The sequence below is a fragment of the Streptomyces sp. BRA346 genome, assembly GCF_052851135.1.
This window is the reverse complement of sequence record NZ_JAIWIH010000081.1, coordinates 1-19,637: the sequence shown is the minus strand read 5'-3', so window position 1 is coordinate 19,637 and position 19,637 is coordinate 1. Positions and strand designations below refer to the sequence as shown.

Here is a 19,637-nt window from a genome sequence, read left to right as displayed (position 1 = left end):
AGACGCTGCGGGACTACCTCAAGCTGGTAACGGCGGATCTGCATCAGACTCGCCTCCGCCTGCAAGAGGCCGAGGCGAAGAACCACGACCCCATCGCCATCGTGGGGATCGGCTGCCGTTATCCCGGAGGCGTCCGGTCGCCCGAGGACCTGTGGCGCATCGTCAGCGAAGGCGTCGACGCGGTCAGCGACTTCCCGGTCGACCGCGGGTGGAATGTCGACAGGATGTACCACCCGGACCCGGACCACCCCGGCACCAGTTATGTGCACGAGGGTGGATTCGTCGACGGAATCGCCGACTTCGACCCGTCGCTGTTCGGCATCAGCCCCCGTGAAGCGCTCGGCATGGACCCCCAGCAGAGGCTGCTGCTGGAAACCTCCTGGGAAGCCTTCGAGCGGGCCGGAATCGACCCGCTTTCGGCGCGCGGCAAGCAGGTCGGCGTCTTCGTCGGCACCAGCAATCACGACTATCTCGGGGCGATCCTCAGCTCCAACGAAAACTTCGAGGGATACTTCGGCACCGGCAACGCCGCGAGCGTCGCCTCCGGCCGCCTCTCGTACACCTTCGGCTTCGAGGGCCCGGCGGTCACGGTCGACACCGCCTGCTCGTCGTCCCTGGTGGCGCTCCACCTCGCCGTCCAGGCGCTGCGCCAGGGCGAATGCTCGCTCGCGCTGGCCGGCGGCGCGACCCTGATGTGCGCCCCCGGCGTCTTCGTCGACTACAGCAAGATGCGCGGGCTGGCCCTCGACGGCCGCTCCAAGCCCTTCGCCCCGGAGGCCGACGGCTTCTGCCTCGGCGAGGGCGTCGGCATCCTGCTGGTCGAGCGGCTGTCGGACGCCCAGCGCAAGGGCCACCCGGTGCTCGCCGTGGTCCGCGGCTCCGCCGTCAACCAGGACGGCGCGTCCAACGGCCTCACCTCCCCCAACGGCCCCTCGCAGCAGCGCGTCATCCTCCAGGCGCTCGCCAACGCCCGGCTCTCCCCGGACCAGGTCGACGCCGTCGAGGCACACGGCACCGGCACCGCGCTGGGCGACCCGATCGAGGCGCAGGCGCTGCTCGCCACGTACGGCCAGGACCGGCCCGCGGGCAAGCCGCTGCTGATCGGCTCCATCAAGTCCAACATCGGCCACGCGCAGGCGGGCGCCGGTGTCGGCGGCGTCATCAAGATGGTCATGGCCATGCGCCACGGGGCGCTGCCCAAGACCCTCCACCTCACCGAGCCCACCCCGCACGTCGACTGGACCGCCGGGGACGTCGAACTGCTCACCGCCACCCGCGAGTGGGCGCACGACCCGGAGGGCGCCGAGCCGCGCCGCGCGGGTGTGTCGTCGTTCGGCATGAGCGGCACCAACGTGCACACCATCCTGGAGGAGGCCCCCGCACAGGCCGTCCCCACGGACCTGGTGGCCGAACCCGTGGCAGCCCGGGAAACGCTGACGCCGGTCGCGCTGTCCGGCAAGAGCCAGGACGCGCTGCGCGCCCAGGCCGCCCAGCTGCACGCGCACCTCACCGCGAACCCCGGCCACCGCCCCGTCGACATCGGCTACTCGCAGGCCGTCACCCGCGCCGCGCTCGACCGCCGCGCCGTGGTCGCCGCGGCAGACCGGGACGAACTGCTCGCGGGCCTCGCGGCGCTCGCCGAGGGCCGCCACCACCCCGAGGTCACCGAGGGCCTGGCCGTCGAGGGCAACCTCGCGTTCCTCTTCACCGGCCAGGGCAGCCAGCGGCTCGGCATGGGCCGCGAACTGTACGAGAACCACCCGGTGTTCGCCGAGGCGCTGGACGCGGTCTGCGCCCAGCTCGACCGGTTCCTCGACCGGCCGCTGAAGGACGTGCTGTTCGGCGACGACGCCGCGGCGCTCGACCGGACCGGCTACACCCAGCCCGCCCTGTTCGCCGTCGAGGTAGCGCTGTTCCGCCTCGTCGAGTCGTGGGGCCTGCTGCCCGACTTCCTCTGCGGCCACTCCACCGGCGAGATCGCCGCCGCCCACGTGGCCGGGGTGCTGTCCCTCACCCACGCGTCCGCTCTGGTGGCCGCGCGCAGCCAGCTGATGCAGCAACTCCCCGGCGGCGGCGCGATGATCGCCGTGCAGGCGTCCGAGGACGAGGTGACGCCGCTGCTGAGCGAGCGTGTCTCGATCGCCGCTGTGAATGGCCCCACGTCGGTGGTCATCGCGGGCGACGAGGACGCGGCGCTGGAGATCGCCGCGTCGTTCGAGGCGCAGGGCCGCAAGACCAAGCGGCTCACCGTCAGCCACGCGTTCCACTCCCCGCACATGGACGCGATGCTGGACAACTTCCGCCAGGTCGCCCAGCGCCTCACCTACGAGGCCCCGCAGATCCCCCTCGTCTCCAACCTCACCGGCGACCTGGTGAGCGCCGACGAGATCACCACCCCCGAGTTCTGGGTCCGCCACGTCCGCGAGGCCGTCCGCTTCCTCGACGGCGTGCGCCGCCTCGAGGACCTCGGCGTGACCACCTTCGTCGAACTCGGCCCCGACGGGGTGCTCTCGGCGATGGCGCAGGAGTGCGTGACCGAGGCGAAGACCAGGACGTTCGCGTTCCTGCCCGCCCTGCGCCCTGGCCGCCCCGAGTCCCGCACCGTCCACCAGGCGCTCGCCCACGCCCACGTCCGCGGCGTCCCGGTCGACTGGAACACGTACTACGCGGGCAGCGGCGCCCGCCGCGTCGACCTGCCCACCTACGCCTTCCAGCGGCAGCGCTACTGGCCCGCCAACCCGTTCTCGTACGGGGAGGACTCCGCCGCCGAGACGAGCGCACCGGCCGTCGCCGACGCCCGGTTCTGGGAGGTCGTCCACAGCGAGGACCTGGCCGCCCTGGTCGACACCCTCGGGCTCGACGGCGACCAGCCGCTCAGCGAGGTGCTGCCCGCGCTGTCCGCGTGGCGCCACCGCAACCACGTCGACACCACCGTCAACGGCTCGCGCTACCGCACCACCTGGAAGCCGCTGCCGTCGTATCCGGCCCCGCCGCTCACCGGCACCTGGCTCGTCGCCACCCCCGCCGGACACGACGGCCACCCCTGGGTCGCCGGGCCGCTGCGGGTCCTGGCCGAACGCGGCATACGCGTCCACCAGATCACCGTCGACGGCACCACCGACGACCGCGCCACGGTCGCCGAACACCTCCGCACGGCCCTGCGCCACGACGCGGAGCAGGACACGCGCGTCGACGGCGTGCTGTCCCTCCTCGGCCTCGACGAGCGCCCCCACCCCGCGCACCCCGCGCTCACCGCCGGACTCGCGGGCACCCTCGCCCTCGTCCAGGCCCTCGGCGACGCCGGTACGGACGCCCCCGTCTGGTCCGCCACCCGCGGCGCCGTCTCCGTCAGCCGCTCCGACCGGCTCACCAGCGCCGCCCAGGCCCAGATCTGGGGCCTCGGCCGCACCGTCGCCCTCGAACAGCCCGACCGCTGGGCCGGGTCGATCGACCTCCCCGAGACCGCCGACGACCGCGCCCTCGCCCGGCTCGCCGACATCCTCGCCGGACCCGACGCACTCCGCGACGAGGACCACCTCGCGATCCGCCCCCAGGGCGTCCACGCCCGCAGGCTGGCCCGCGCACCGCACCACGAGACCACCGGCGACGGCTGGACCACCCACGGCACCGCACTGATCACCGGCGGCACCGGCGCCCTCGGCGCCCACGTCGCCCGCTGGCTGGTCGCCCACGGCACCGACCACGTGCTGCTCGCCGGGCGCCGCGGCCCCGACGCCCCCGGCGCGAACGACCTGGCCAACGAACTCACCGCCCGGGGCGCCGAGGTCACCATCGCCGCCTGCGACGTCGCCGACCGCGACGCCCTCGCCGCGCTCCTCGCGACCGTACCGGCGGAACACCCCCTGACCACCGTCGTCCACGCCGCCGGTGTGCTGGACGACGGCGTGCTCGACGCCCAGACCCCGCAGCGGCTGGCCGACGTGCTGCGCGCCAAGGCCGACGCGGCACGCCACCTGGACGAGCTGACCCGCGGACACGACCTGTCCGCCTTCGTGCTGTTCTCCTCCATGGCCGCCACCTTCGGCGCCGCCGGCCAGGCCAACTACGTGGCCGCCAACGCCTACCTCGACGCGCTCGCCGAACAGCGCCGCGCCGAGGGCCTGCCCGCCACCTCCATCGCCTGGGGCGCCTGGGCCGACGGCGGCATGGCCACCGACGAACTCGTCGCCGAACGGCTCCGCCAGTCCGGGCTGCCCGCCCTCGACCCCGAAGCCGCGACCACCGCCCTGGGCGCCGCGCTCGACCTGGGCGAGACGTTCTCCCTCGTCGTGGACATCGACTGGGACCGCTTCGCGCCCGGCCTCACCGCCAACCGCCCGAACCCGCTCATCGCCGACCTCCCCGACGCCCGCCGCGCCCTCGACGCGGCCCGCACCGCCGGTGCGGCCACCCCCGGCGCCACGCCCGGCGACCCGTCGTCGCTGGCGCGCGAGCTGGCCGGTGCCGCGACCGACGAGGAACGCGACCGGCTCGCCCTGGACTTCGTCCGCACCCAGGTGGCCGTCGTCCTCGGCTACCCCGGGCCGGACTCCGTGGAGCCCAGCCGCGCCTTCCGCGACCTCGGCTTCGACTCGCTCACCGCCGTCGAGATCCGCAACCTGCTCGGTACGCTCACCGGGCTGCGGCTGCCCGCCACCATCATCTTCGACTACCCGACGCCGATCGCCCTCGCCGACCACCTCCAGGCCGAACTCATCGGCTCGCGCCCGGCCGTCACCGGCGCGTCGTCCGTGGGCGTGGCCGTCGACGACGACCCGATCGCGATCGTCGGCATGAGCTGCCGCTTCCCGGGCGGCGTCCGCACCCCCGAGGAGCTGTGGCGGCTGCTCGCCACCGGGCAGGACGCGGTGACGGACTTCCCGGCCGACCGCGGCTGGGACGTCGAGTCGCTGTACGACCCGGAGTCCGCGGCCGAGCACACCAGCTATGTGCGCGAGGGCGGATTCCTCGCGGACGCCGCCGAGTTCGACCCTTCGTTCTTCGGGATCTCGCCGCGCGAGGCCCTCGCCATGGACCCGCAGCAGCGGCTGCTCCTGGAAACCTCCTGGGAGGCGTTCGAGCGGGCGGGCATCGACCCGACGACGCTGCGCGGCCAGCAGGTCGGCGTGTTCGCCGGTACGAACGGCCAGGACTACCTGCCCGTGATCCTGGCCGCCCCCGATGGGTCGGAAGGCTTCATGGGGACGGGCAACGCGGCCAGTGTGATGTCCGGCCGGGTGTCATACGCGCTGGGCCTTGAGGGCCCGGCGGTCACCGTCGACACGGCGTGCTCGTCGTCGCTGGTGGCGCTGCATTGGGCGATTCAGGCGCTGCGGGCGGGTGAGTGCTCCCTCGCCCTGGCCGGTGGTGCTTCAGCCGTCAGCGGGGGCTGGCGGCGGACGGTCGTATCAAGGCCTTTGCGGCCGGTGCGGATGGCACCGGTTGGGGCGAGGGTGTCGGCATGCTGCTTGTCGAGCGGCTGTCCGAGGCCCGCCGCAACGGCCACCCGGTGCTCGCCGTCGTCCGTGGCTCGGCCATCAACCAGGACGGTGCGTCGAACGGTCTGACGGCGCCGAACGGCCCGTCGCAGCAGCGCGTCATCCGGCAGGCGCTCGCCGGTGCGGGTCTGTCCGCCGCCGAGGTGGACGCGGTCGAGGCCCATGGCACGGGCACCCGGCTGGGCGACCCGATCGAGGCGCAGGCACTGCTCGCCACGTACGGCCAGGACAGGGACGCGGACCAGCCGCTGTGGCTGGGCTCCATCAAGTCCAACTTCGGCCACACGCAGGCCGCCGCCGGTGTGGCGGGCGTGATGAAGATGGTGCTGGCGTTGCAGCACGGCGTGCTGCCGCAGACCCTCAACGTCGACGAGCCGACGCCCGAGGTCGACTGGTCGGCGGGCGCGGTCGCGCTGCTGACGGAGGCGCGGGAGTGGCCGGAGACCGGCCGTCCGCGCCGGGCCGCGGTGTCCTCGTTCGGTATCAGCGGCACCAACGCGCACACCATCATCGAGCAGGCCCCGGCCCTCGATGAGGACGCCGAGACGGTCTCCCGGACCGGCGGCCCCGCCGCCTGGGTACTGTCGGCCAAGACCCCCGAAGCGCTGCGCGACCAGGCCGCCCAGCTGCGCGCACACCTGGACGCCCGCCCCGAGCTGGACGGTCACGACGTGGCGTTCACGCTCGCCACGCGCCGTACGGCGTTCGAGGAGCGGGCCGCCCTGGTCGCCGACGACCGCGCCGGGCTGCTGACCGCTCTGGACGCGCTGGCAGCGGGCGAGCCCGCCCCGGGCCTGGTCGAGGGCTCGGTGGCGGACGGCAAGGTGGCGTTCCTGTTCACCGGCCAGGGCAGCCAGCGGCTGGGTATGGGCCATGAGCTGTACACCACCTCTTCGGTGTTCGCGGACGCGCTGGACGAGGTGTGCGCCCACCTGGACGCGCATCTGGAACGCCCGCTGCGGGACGTCCTCTTCGGGGACGACTCCGAGGCGCTGGACCAGACGGCGTTCACCCAGCCCGCGCTGTTCGCCATCGAGGTGGCGCTGTTCCGGCTGGTCGAGGCATGGGGTCTGCGGGCGGACTTCCTGTCCGGGCACTCCATCGGTGAGGTGGCCGCTGCCCATGTGGCGGGTGTCCTGTCGCTCGCCGACGCGGCACAGCTGGTCGCCGCGCGTGGCCGCCTGATGCAGGAGCTTCCGGCCGGTGGCGCGATGATCGCCGTTCAGGCCTCGGAGGGCGAGGTGGCGCCGCTGCTGACCGGGCGTGTCAGCATCGCCGCTCTCAACGGACCCACGTCGGTCGTGATCGCGGGTGACGAGGACGCTGCTGTCGAGATCGCGGCGTCCTTCGAGGCGCAGGGTCGTAAGACCAAGCGCCTCACGGTCAGCCATGCGTTCCACTCGCCCCGCATGGACGGGATGCTGGACGCGTTCCGCGAGGTCACGGAGGGCCTGTCGTACGAGGCTCCGCGCATCCCGATCGTCTCCAACCTGACCGGTGCCGTGGTGTCCGCCGAGGAGATCACCAGCCCGGACTTCTGGGTGCGCCACGTCCGTGAGGCGGTGCGCTTCCTCGATGGTGTGCGCACCCTCGAAGCGCAGGGCGTCACCACCTACGTCGAGCTGGGCCCTGACGGTGTGCTCACCGCCATGGCGCAGGAGTGCGTGACCGGGGGCGACGCGGCGTTCGCGTCCGTCTGCCGCAAGGACCGCCCCGAGGCCGGGGCGCTGCTGTCGGCCGTCGCGCGGGCGCACGTCCGTGGCGTGGCGGTGGACTGGGCGGCGTACTACGCCGGTACGGGCGCCGCGCAGGTCGAGTTGCCCACGTACGCCTTCCAGCGGCAGCGCTACTGGCCGAAGGTGTCGTCGCTGTTCCTCGGCGATGTGGCCGCGGTGGGCCTGGGCGAGGCCGAACACCCGCTGCTCGGCGCGAGCGCCGAACTGCCGGACTCGGACGGGACGCTGTTCACCGGCCGCCTGGCGCTGTCCACCCACCCCTGGCTCGCGGGTCACACGATCCTGGACAGCGTGCTGCTGCCGGGCACCGCGTTCGTGGAGCTGGCGATCCGCGCCGGTGACCAGGTCGGCTGCGACTACCTCGAAGAACTGACCCTCGAAGCGCCGCTGGTCCTGCCCGCGCAGGGCGGCGTACAGCTGCGGCTCTCCGTGGGCGCGGCGGACGAGTTGGGCCGCCGCACGATGGCTCTGCACTCGCGCCTGGAGAGCCTGCCCGCCGAGGAGCCATGGACCCGGCACGCGACCGGTGTCCTGGCGTCGGGCGGTCGCCCGGAGGCGATGTTCGAGCTGGGCGCCTGGCCGCCCGCCGACGCCACCGAGATCGACCTCGACGGCCGCTACGACGGCCTGCTGGACATCGGTTTCGCGTACGGCCCGGAGTTCCGGGGCCTGCGCAGGGCGTGGCGGCGCGACGGCGAGGTGTTCGCCGAGGTGGCGCTGCCCGAGGACGTGGCGGAGGACGCCGCCGCGTTCGGTCTGCATCCGGCGCTGCTGGACTCCGCCCTGCACGCCATCGGGCTCGACGGCCTGGGCAACACGGGTGGCGAGGGGCGGCTGCCGTTCGCCTGGACCGGGGTGTCGCTGTACGCGAGCGGCGCGTCGGCGCTGCGCGTCCACCTGGTGCCCGCGGGCAACGACGGGGTCCGGCTGGAGATCGCCGACACCACCGGCGCGCCGGTCGGGGCCGTCGAGACGCTGGGGCTGCGCCCGGTATCGGCCGAGCATCTCCAGAGCGCGCGTACCGCGTACCACGAGGCGCTGTTCCGCCTGGAGTGGACGGCGTCCGGGGCCGTGGCCTTGACGGACGCCCCGGTCGAGGGCCGGTGGGCCGTCCTGGGCACGGACACGCCGGGGCTCGGCGGCACGGTGTACGCGGACCTCGCGGCGCTGACCGAGGCCGTCGCCTCGGGCACGGTTCCGTCGCCCGAGTACGTCGTCGTGGCGCCGTCCACGGATGGTGGCGACGTGGCCGCGGGTGCGCACCGGGCCGCCGCCGAGGCGCTGGCCACCGTTCAGCAGTGGCTGGGTGAGGAGCGGTTCGGGGACGCCCCGCTGGTGGTCGTGACCCGCGGCGCGGTGGCCGCCGACGCCGGTGAGCCGGTGCCGGACCCGGCCGGTGCGGCCGTCTGGGGTCTGCTGCGCTCGGCGCAGTCGGAGAACCCGGGCCGTTTCGTCCTGGTGGATGTGGACGGCCGTGACGAGTCGGCGCAGGCCCTGCCCGCCGCCGTGGCGTCGGGCGAGCCGCAGCTCGCGATCCGTGCGGGTGTGGTGTCGACGCCACGGCTGGCGCGGGTGCCCATGGAGCCGGACGCGGACGACGCCCGTGGCCTGGACCCCGAGGGCACGGTGCTGGTGACCGGTGCGTCCGGTTCGCTGGGCGGGCTGGTGGCGCGCCATCTGGTGGCGGAGCGTGGCGTACGGCAGCTGCTGCTGGTGAGCCGCCGCGGCGACCAGGCGCCGGGTGCCGTCGAACTCATCCAAGAGCTCGCAGAGTTGGGTGCCCGGGTCCGCTGGGCGGCCTGCGATGTGGCGGACCGGGACGCGCTCGCCGCGACCCTCGCCGCCGTCCCCGCCGAGCATCCGCTGACCGCCGTGGTGCACACGGCCGGTGTGCTGGACGACGGTGTGATCGGGTCGCTGACGCCCGAGCGCATCGACCACGTCATGCGCCCGAAGGTGGACGCGGCGTGGAATCTGCACCAGCTGACGGCGGACCTCGACCTCGCGGCGTTCGTCCTGTTCTCGTCCTCCTCCGGCGTGTTCGGCGGCCCGGGGCAGGGCAACTACGCCGCCTCCAACGCCTTCCTCGACGCGCTCGCGCAAGCCCGTGCCGCCCTGGGCCTGCCCGGGACGGCACTGGCGTGGGGCCTGTGGGCCGGTGCCGGTATGGGCGACACCCTGGACGAGGCCGACATCAACCGCATGCGACGGGCCGGACTCCCGCCGCTGCCGGTGGCGGACGGCCTCGCGCTGCTCGACACCGCGCTGACCGTGAACGCGGCGTCGCTGGTGCCGATGCGGGTGGACCTCGCGGCGCTGCGCAACCAGCCCGCCATCTCGCCCCTCTTCCGCGGCCTGGTGCGCATCCCCGCGCGGCGCGCCGTGGACGCGGTCGCGGCCGGTGGCGACGCCGGTCTTGCCGGTCGGCTGGCCGGGCTGAGCGTGGCGGAGCAGGAGCGGCTGCTGCTGGACCTGGTGCGGGCGCAGGTGGCGACCGTACTGGGCTACGGCGGCGCGGACACGATCGGCGCCGGTCGGGCGTTCAAGGATCTGGGCTTCGACTCGCTGACGGCGGTGGAGCTGCGTAACCAGCTCAACTCCGTCACCGGGCTGCGGCTGCCCGCCACCCTCATCTTCGACTACCCGGACCCGCAGGTGCTGGCCCGCCAGCTGCGGACCGAGCTGGTGGGCGAGGAGCAGCAGGCGGCGGTGCACACGCCGGTGCCGGTGTCGGCGGCCACCGACGACGATCCGATCGTCATCGTGGCGATGAGCTGCCGCTACCCGGGCGGGGTCACCACCCCCGAGGAGCTGTGGCAGATGCTCGCCGCGGGCGAGGACGGCATCACGCGCTTCCCGGACAACCGCGGCTGGGACCTTGACGCCCTGTACGACCCGGACCCGGAGACCCCGGGCACCTCGTACGCCCGCGACGGCGGATTCCTGCACGACGCGGCCGAGTTCGACCCGGCGTTCTTCGGTATCTCGCCGCGCGAGGCCCTGGCCATGGACCCGCAGCAGCGGTTGCTGCTGGAGACCACCTGGGAGGCGTTCGAGCGCGCGGGCATCGACCCGTCGTCCGTACGCGGCAGCAAGACCGGTGTGTTCGCGGGCGTCATGTACCACGACTACGGGTCCCGGCTGCACTCCGTGCCGGACGGGGTCGAGGGCTACCTCGGCACCGGCAGCTCCAGCAGCGTGGTGTCCGGCCGCGTCGCGTACACCTTCGGCCTGGAGGGCCCGGCCGTCACGGTCGACACGGCCTGCTCCTCGTCGCTGGTGGCGCTGCACCTGGCCGCGCAGGCGCTGCGCAACGGCGAGTGCTCGCTGGCGCTGGCCGGTGGTGTCACGGTGATGTTCACCCCGGGTACGTTCATCGACTTCAGCCGCCAGCGCGGGCTGGCCCGCGACGGCCGCTGCAAGTCGTTCGCGTCGGCCGCCGACGGCACCGGCTGGGGCGAGGGCGCGGGCATGCTGCTGCTGGAGCGGCTGTCGGACGCCCGGAAGAACGGCCACGACGTGCTGGCGGTTGTACGCGGCTCGGCCGTCAACCAGGACGGTGCGTCGAACGGTCTGACGGCGCCCAACGGCCCGTCGCAGCAGCGCGTCATCCGGCAGGCCCTCGCCAACGCCCGCCTGGCCACCGGCGAGGTCGACGTGGTCGAGGCGCACGGCACCGGGACGACGCTGGGCGACCCGATCGAGGCGCAGGCGCTGCTCGCCACCTACGGCCGGGAGCGGGACGCGGAGCAGCCGCTGTGGCTCGGCTCCGTCAAGTCCAACCTGGGCCACACCCAGGCCGCCTCCGGTGTCGCCGGTGTCATCAAGATGGTGCTGTCGATGCGCCACGGTGTGCTGCCGCGCACCCTGCACGTGGACGAGCCGTCGCCGCACGTCGACTGGGAGGCGGGCGCGGTCTCGCTGCTCACCGAACAGCGGACGTGGCCGGAGACCGGCCGCCCGCGCCGCGCCGCGGTGTCGTCGTTCGGCATCAGCGGCACCAACGCGCACGCCATCATCGAGCAGCCGCCCGCCCCCGAGGCGGAAGAGGCCCCGGCGGACACCACGGCCCTGCCGTACGTCCCCGTGCTGCTCTCGGCGCGCGACGAGGACGCCCTGCGCGCCCAGGCGCGGCGGCTGCGCTCGCGGATCGCCGCCGGCACCGATCTCACCGACCTCGGATTCTCCCTCGCGACGACCCGCGCCGCCCTCGAACACCGCGTCGCCCTGGTCGCCGACGGCCAGGACGAGGTGCTGGGCGCGCTGGACGCGCTGGCGCGCGGCGAGCACCCGGCGGCAGAGCTGCGCGGCGTCGCCGCCGACGGCGGCAAGGTGGCGTTCCTGTTCACCGGTCAGGGCAGCCAGCGGCTCGGCATGGGCCGCGAGCTGTACGCGACGTTCCCGGTGTTCGCGGAGGCGCTGGACGAGGTGTGCGACGCGCTGGACCCGCACCTCGAACGCCCGCTGAAGACGGTGGTGTTCGGGGACGATGCCCCGGCGCTGGACCGGACCGGTTTCACCCAGCCCGCACTGTTCGCGGTCGAGGTGGCGCTGTTCCGGCTGGTCGAGGCATGGGGGCTGCGGCCCGACTTCCTGTCCGGGCACTCCATCGGCGAGCTGGCCGCCGCGCATGTGGCGGGTGTGCTCTCCCTCGCGGACGCGGCGAAGCTGGTGGCCGCGCGTGGCCGTCTGATGCAGGAACTCCCCTCCGGTGGCGCGATGATCGCGGTGCAGGCGTCGGAGGACGAGGTGGCGCCGCTGCTCACCGAGCGCGTCAGCATCGCCGCCCTCAACGGGCCCACGTCGGTGGTCATCGCGGGGGACGAGGACGCCACCGTACAGATCGCCGCGTCCTTCGAGGCGCAGGGCCGCAAGACCAAGCGGCTCACCGTCAGCCACGCCTTCCACTCGCCGCGCATGGACGCCATGCTCGCGGACTTCCGCAAGGTCGCGGAGGGCCTGACGTTCAACGCCCCGACGATCCCGCTGGTCTCCTGCCTCACCGGCACCGTGACCACGGCCGACGAGATCCGCATGCCGGACTTCTGGGTCCGCCACGTCCGCGAGTCCGTCCGCTTCGTCGACGGTGTGCGCACCCTGCGCGACAACGGGGTGACCACCTTCGTGGAACTCGGCCCCGACGGGGTGCTCTCCGCGATGGGCGAGAACTGCCTCGCCGAGACGGAAGCCGAAGCAGAGAACGACGGCGACCGGGCGGCGTTCGTCCCCGCCCTGCGCAACGGCCGCCCCGAGGCCCAGGCGCTGGCCACCGCCCTCGCGCAGCTCCATGTGCGGGGCGTGGCCCTGGACTGGGCGGCCGTCTACGCCGGGCGCGGCGCCCGCCGCGTCGAGCTGCCGACGTACCCCTTCCAGCGTCAGCGCTACTGGCTCGACGTGGGCATCTCCGCCGAGGACGTGGCGTACGCGGGCCTCGGCACGGCGGGCCACCCGCTGCTGGGCGCGGCGGTGGAACTGCCCGACACCGGCGGCTTCGTGTTCACCGGACGGCTGTCGCTGCTGACGCACCCCTGGCTGGCCGACCACGCCGTCATGGACACCGTCCTGCTGCCCGGCACCGCCTTCGTCGAGCTCGCCCTGCGGGCCGGTGAGGAGGCGGGCTGCGACACCGTCGAGGAGCTGACCCTCCAGGCGCCGCTGGTCGTGCCCGAACAGGGCGCCGTCCAGCTGCGGCTGGAGCTGGCCGCGGCCGACGAGACGGGGCGGCGCCAGCTGACCCTGCACTCCCGCCGGGAGGACGTCCCCGCCGACGAGCCGTGGATCCGGCACGCCACCGGCTTCCTCACGCCGGGCGCGCCCGCCGAGCAGGCGGAGGACGTCGACCTCACCGTCTGGCCGCCCGCCGACGCGACCGCCCTCGAAACCGACGCGTTCTACGAGCACGCGGCCGCCGCCGGACTCGGCTACGGCCCGGTCTTCCAGGGCCTGCACGACGCCTGGCGGCGCGGCGACGAGCTGTTCGCGACCATCCGGCTGCCGCGCGGCCAGGAGCCCGAGGCCGCCACGTACGGCGTGCATCCCGCCCTGCTGGACGCCGCCCTGCACACCCTCGGCCTCGACACGCCGGACGGTGAGACCCACGAGGGCGCGCGGCTGCCGTTCGCGTGGACGGGCGTACGGCTGCACACCGGGGGCGCCGCATCGCTGCGCGTACGGCTGCGCCCGGCCGCCGAAGGCGTGTCGCTCCACCTCGCGGACGGCACCGGCGCCGCCGTCGCCACCATCGACGGCCTGGTGCTGCGCCCGCTGTCGGCCGACCAGCTGAACGCCTCGCGCGCCGCGTACCACGAGTCGCTGTTCCGCCCGGAGTGGACGGACCTGCCCACCCCCGTGTCCGCCACCGGCATCCCGGTCGGTGAACGCTGGGTGACCCTCGGCGCCGACGCCACCTTCACGGCGGCGGGCGGGCGGCTGGACGACTACCCGCACCTGGCCGCCCTCACCGACGCCCTCGACGGAGACGGCACCGCGCCCGACGTGGTGCTCGTCCCCCTCACCGGGGGCGGGGCGTCGCTGCCCGAAGCGGCCAAGGCCGCCGCCCGGGACGCCCTGGACCTCGTCCAGACGTGGCTGGGCGACCAGCGGTTCGCCGACACCCGCCTGGTGTTCGTGACCCGCGGCGCGGTCGCGGCACGCCCCGGTGAGGACATCGCCGACCTGGCCCACACCACCGTCTGGGGCCTGGTGAAGTCCGCCCAGTCGGAGAACCCGGGCCGGTTCGTGCTGGTCGACGTCGACGGCACCGACGCCTCCCAGCGCGCGCTGCCGACGGTGCTCACCACCGACGAACCGCAGCTCGCGCTGCGCTCCGGCACCGCACACGCCTACCGCCTCGCCCGGGTCCCGGCCGACCCGGACACCCCGCAGGCTGCCGGGTTCGGCGATCCGCACGGCACCGTGCTGCTGAGCGGTGCGAGCGGCGCCCTGGGTGGCCTGTTCGCCCGCCACCTGGTGGCCGAGCGCGGCGTACGGCAGCTGCTGCTGCTCAGCAGGCGCGGCGGCGACGCCCCCGGCGCGGCCGAACTCGCCGCCGAACTGGGCGCGTTGGGCGCCACGGTGACCTGGGCGGCCTGCGACACCGCCGACCGGGACGCCCTGGCCGCCGTCCTCTCCGCGATCCCGGCCGAGCACCCGCTCACCGCCGTGGTGCACACCGCGGGCGTCCTGGACGACGGTGTGATCAGCTCGCTGACCGGCGAGCGGATCGACGCGGTGCTGCGCCCCAAGGTGGACGCCGCGTGGAATCTGCACGAGCTGACCCGCGAGCTGGACCTGTCCGCGTTCGTACTCTTCTCCTCGGCCGCCGGAGCCTTCGGCAGCTCGGGACAGGGCAACTACGCGGCGGCGAACACCTTCCTGGACGCGCTCGCGCAAGCCCGCGCGGCACACGGCCTGCCCGCGTCGTCGCTGGCCTGGGGCCTGTGGGCGGCAGCCGACGGCATGGCGGGCAGCCTGGACGACGCCGACGTGGGCCGCATCTCGCGCGGTGGCTACGAGGCCCTGCCGCAGGACGAGGGCCTGGCCCTGTTCGACGTGGCGGGCACCCTCGCCGACGCGGTGTTCGTCCCCATCCGCATCGACACCGGCGCCCTGCGCGGCCAGGCCGCCGCCGGGCTGCTGCCGCCGCTGCTGCGCGGCCTGGTCCGTACCCCCGTACGGCGCTCCGCCGACACCGGAGCCACCGGTGCGCCCGGAGTGGCCGGAGCCGGGACCGACTCCGGCTCGCTCACCGAGCGGCTCGCGGGCCTGTCGGACACCGAACGCGACCGGGAGCTGCTGGAGCTCGTACGGACCCATGTGGCGGCCGTCCTCGGACACGCCACACCCGACGACGTCGACGCCGGGCGCGGCTTCCTCGACCTGGGCTTCGACTCGCTCACCGCCGTGGATCTGCGCAACCGACTGGGTGCCGCCGCCGGACTGCGGCTGCCGGTCACGCTGATCTTCGACTACCCGACGCCCACCGCCCTCGCCGGGTATCTGCGCGAGGAACTCGGCCTGGACACCACGGCCGCACACCAGCCCGTGCACGCGGAACTCGACAAGCTGGAAGCGATCCTCGCCACGATCGCCCCCGACGACGCCGAGAGCCCCGGCATCACCACCCGCCTGCGCGACCTCCTGTCGAAGTGGAATGAAACGCACAGTGCTACGGACAGCACCGCACAAGACCGTGAAATCCAGTCCGCGACAGCAGACGAGATCTTCGATCTCCTCGACGACGAGCTCGGGCTCTCCTGACCTGCTCCACAAGAGCGCATCGACTCATCTCAGCACCGCGGAGACGGCGTAATGGCGACGGCGAACGAAGAGAAGTACCTCGACTACCTCAAGCGGGCCACCACCGACCTGCGCGAGGCGCGGCGGCGGCTGCGCGAGGTCGAGGAGCGCGAGCAGGAGCCCATCGCCATCGTCGCGATGAGCTGCCGCTACCCGGGCGGCGTGCGGACGCCCGAGGAGCTGTGGGAGCTGGTCGCCCGCGGCGGTGACGCGGCCTCGCCGTACCCCACCGACCGCGGCTGGGGCACGGACGTCCTCTTCGACCCCGAGCCGGACAGCGGCCAGGAGCCGTACGTCCGCGAGGGCGGCTTCCTGCACGACGCCGCCGAGTTCGACCCGGCGTTCTTCGGCATCTCGCCGCGCGAGGCCCTCGCCATGGACCCGCAGCAGCGGCTGCTGCTGGAGACGTCGTGGGAGGCGTTCGAGCGCGCGGGCATCGACCCGACGACGCTCCAGGGCAGCCGGACCGGCGTGTTCGCGGGCGTCATGTACCACGACTACGCGTCCCGGCTGTTCTCCGCGCCCGAGGACGTCGAAGGCTTCCTCGGCAACGGCAGCTCCGGCTCCATCGCCTCCGGCCGCGTCGCGTACACCTTCGGCCTGGAAGGCCCGGCCGTCACCATCGACACGGCCTGCTCCTCCTCCCTGGTCGCCCTGCACTTCGCCGCCCAGGCGCTGCGCCGCGGTGAGTGCTCGCTGGCGCTGGCCGGTGGCGTCACCGTCATGGCCACCCCCGGTACGTTCACCGAGTTCAGCCGCCAGCGCGGGCTGGCCACCGACGGCCGCTGCAAGTCGTTCGCGGAGGCCGCCGACGGCACCGGCTGGGGCGAGGGCGCGGGCATGCTGCTGCTGGAGCGGCTGTCCGACGCCCGCGCCAACGGCCACCAGGTGCTCGGTCTCGTCCGCGGCTCCGCCATCAACCAGGACGGTGCCAGCAGCGGCCTCACCGCCCCCAACGGACCCTCCCAGCAGCGCGTCATACGCCAGGCCCTGGCCGGGGCCCGACTCTCCGCCGGACAGATCGACGTGGTCGAGGCGCACGGTACGGGGACCACGCTGGGCGACCCCATCGAGGCGCAGGCGCTGCTCGCCACCTACGGGCGCGACCACGGCGAAGAGCAGCCGCTGTGGCTGGGTTCGGTGAAGTCCAACATCGGCCATACCCAGGCCGCCGCCGGTGTCGCGGGCATCATCAAGATGGTCATGGCGATGCGCCACGGCGTCCTCCCGCAGACCCTGCACGTCGACCAGCCCACCTCCAACGTCGACTGGTCCGCCGGCGCCGTCTCGCTGCTCACCGAGCCCCGCGCCTGGCCCGACACCGGACAGCCGCGCCGCGCCGCGGTGTCCTCGTTCGGCATCAGCGGCACCAACGCGCACACCATCCTGGAGCAGGCGCCCGACCAGCAGCCCGCTGCTGAGGACGGTGGCGAGGTCGCGACCCCCGCCACCGCGCTGCCGCTGTGGACCGTCGCGGCCAAGACCCGGCCCGCGCTGCGCGCCCAGGCCGCGAACCTCCGCGCCCACCTCGACGCCAACCCCGGACTCCCGCTCGCCGACGCCGCGTTCTCCCTGGCCACCGGCCGGGCGGCCTTCGAACACCGTGCGGCGATCGTCGCCGACGACCGCGACGGCCTGGTACGGGCCCTCGACGCGCTGACCCGCGAGGAGCCCGCGACCGGGCTGTTCGACGGCAAGGTGGCGGGCGGCAAGGTGGCGTTCCTCTTCACGGGGCAGGGCAGCCAGCGCCTCGGGATGGGGCGCGAGCTGTACGACGCGTACCCGGTGTTCGCCGGTGCCCTGGACGAGGTGTGCGCCGAGCTGGACCCGCACCTTGAACGGCCTCTGAAGGGCGTGTTGTTCGGCGAGGACGCCTCGGTGCTCGACCGGACCGGCTTCACCCAGCCCGCGCTGTTCGCGGTGGAGGTGGCGCTGTTCCGTCTGGTGGAGGCGTGGGGGCTGCGGCCCGACTTCCTGTCCGGGCACTCCATTGGCGAGCTGGCCGCCGCGCATGTGGTTGATGCAGGAGCTTCCGGCCGGTGGCGCGATGGTCGCGGTGCAGGCGTCGGAGGACGAGGTGGCGCCGCTGCTGACCGAGCGCGTCAGCATCGCCGCGGTGAATGGCCCGACGTCCGTGGTCATCGCGGGCGACGAGGACGCGGCGCTGGAGATCGCGGCGGGCTTCGAGGCGCAGGGTCGGAAGACGAAGCGGCTGACGGTCAGCCACGCGTTCCACTCACCGCGTATGGACGGGATGCTGGACGCGTTCCGCGAGGTGGCGCAGGGGCTGTCGTACGAGGCCCCGAAGATCCCCATCGTGTCGAACCTGACCGGCGCCGTGGTCTCCGCCGAGGAGATCACGACGGCCGACTTCTGGGTGCGCCACGTCCGTGAGGCCGTGCGCTTCCTCGACGGCATGCGCGCCCTTGAGGACCGTAACGTCACCACGTTCGTGGAACTGGGCCCGGACGGCGTCCTCAGCGCCATGGCACAGGACTGCCTGACCCGTGACGACGCCACCCTTGTCTCCGCGCTGCGCACCGGCCGCCCCGAGGTCCGGAGCCTGGCCACCGCGCTCGCGCAGGCACACGTACGCGGCGTCTCACCCGACTGGAACGCGGTGTTCGCCGGGACGGACACGGCCCGCACCGACCTTCCGCTGTACCCCTTCCAGCGCGAAACGTACTGGCTGGACGCCGGATACCCGATGGGCGACGTGACGTCCGCCGGGCTCGGCGCCGCCGACCACCCCCTGCTGGGCGCCGCGGTGGCGCTCGCCGACACCGACGGCTTCCTCTACACCGGCCGCCTCGCCCTGGACACCCACCCGTGGCTGGCGGACCACACGGTGGCCGGTTCGGTGCTGCTGCCCGGGACCGCGTTCGTGGAGCTGGCGGTGCGCGCCGGTGACCAGGTGGGCTGCGATCTGCTGGAGGAGCTGACCCTGGAGGCGCCGTTGGTGCTTCCCGAGGTGGGCGGCGTGCAGCTTCAGCTGTCGGTGGGCGCGCCCGACGCGTCGGGGCGGCGTGCGCTGACCGTGTACTCGCGGCCCGAGGACGCGGCCGTGGACGAGGTCTGGGAGCGGCACGCCTCGGGTGTGCTGGGCTCGGGGGCGTCGTCTTCGGCCGCCTTCGACCTGGGCGTATGGCCCCCGGAGGGCGCGACGCCGATCGCGGTCGAGGGCCTGTACGAGGGCTTGGCCGACGCAGGGTTGGCCTACGGTCCGGTGTTCCGCGGGCTGAAGTCCGCGTGGCGGCTGGGCGATGACGTCTACGCCGAGCTGGAGCTTGCCGAGGATGCGCGGTCCGAGGCGGGGTCGTTCGGTCTGCATCCGGCGCTGCTGGACTCGGCGCTGCATGCGGTGGGTCTGGGTGGCCTGATCGAGGGCGAGGGCGCTCGGCTGCCGTTCTCGTGGTCGGGCGTGGCGCTGCACGCGGTGGGTGCGTCGGTGCTGCGGGTGCGTTTGGCTGCGGTCGGTACGGACGCCGTATCGCTGGCGGTGGCCGATGGTGCGGGTCGTGCCGTGCTGTCGGTGGATTCACTGGTGCTGCGGCCGGTGGCCGTCGACCAGATCCGCGGCGCGCGCCAGGAGTCGCTGTACCGGCTGGATTGGACCGAGGTGTCGGGCGCGGGCGCGGCGGGGAAGTGCGTGCTGCTCGGACCCGATGCGCTCGGCCTGGCGCAGCGGTTCGACACGTGCACGGACCTGGAAGCGCTGGCGGCTGCGGTGGACGGGGGTGTGGAGTCCCCGGAGTACGTAGTGGTGTCCCTGGCGGCTGCGCTTGTAGGCGACGCGGCACTTGAACACCCGAGCGCGGCGAATCAGGCTCTTCCCGGCGCGGCAGTTGAAAGCCCGGGTGCGGCAAATCAAGCCCGTCCGGCGATTGAGGACACGCCCGAAGGGCGTTCCGGCCCGCGCGCGGACGGTGCGGCATCTCCAGCCCGTCCGGCGTTTGAGGACCGGGGTCTTGGGGCGGAGCTCCAAGTTTCGGGAAGGGGCGGGGTGGGGGAAAACCCCACCCAAGCCGCACACGTCGCCACCACCCAGGCCCTCCACCTGCTCCAGTCCTGGCTGGCCGACGACCGCTTCGCGGACTCCCGCCTG

2 pseudogenes are annotated in these 19,637 nt (G+C 73.8%); both read left to right on the top strand.

The annotated features are described in order from the left end of the window. Nucleotides 1-5 precede the first annotated feature (5 nt). Nucleotides 6-15,493: pseudogene (locus LCH29_RS42805) on the top strand (type I polyketide synthase). Between the two features lie 51 nt (nucleotides 15,494-15,544). Next, nucleotides 15,545-19,637: pseudogene (locus LCH29_RS42800) on the top strand (type I polyketide synthase); the annotation flags it as partial.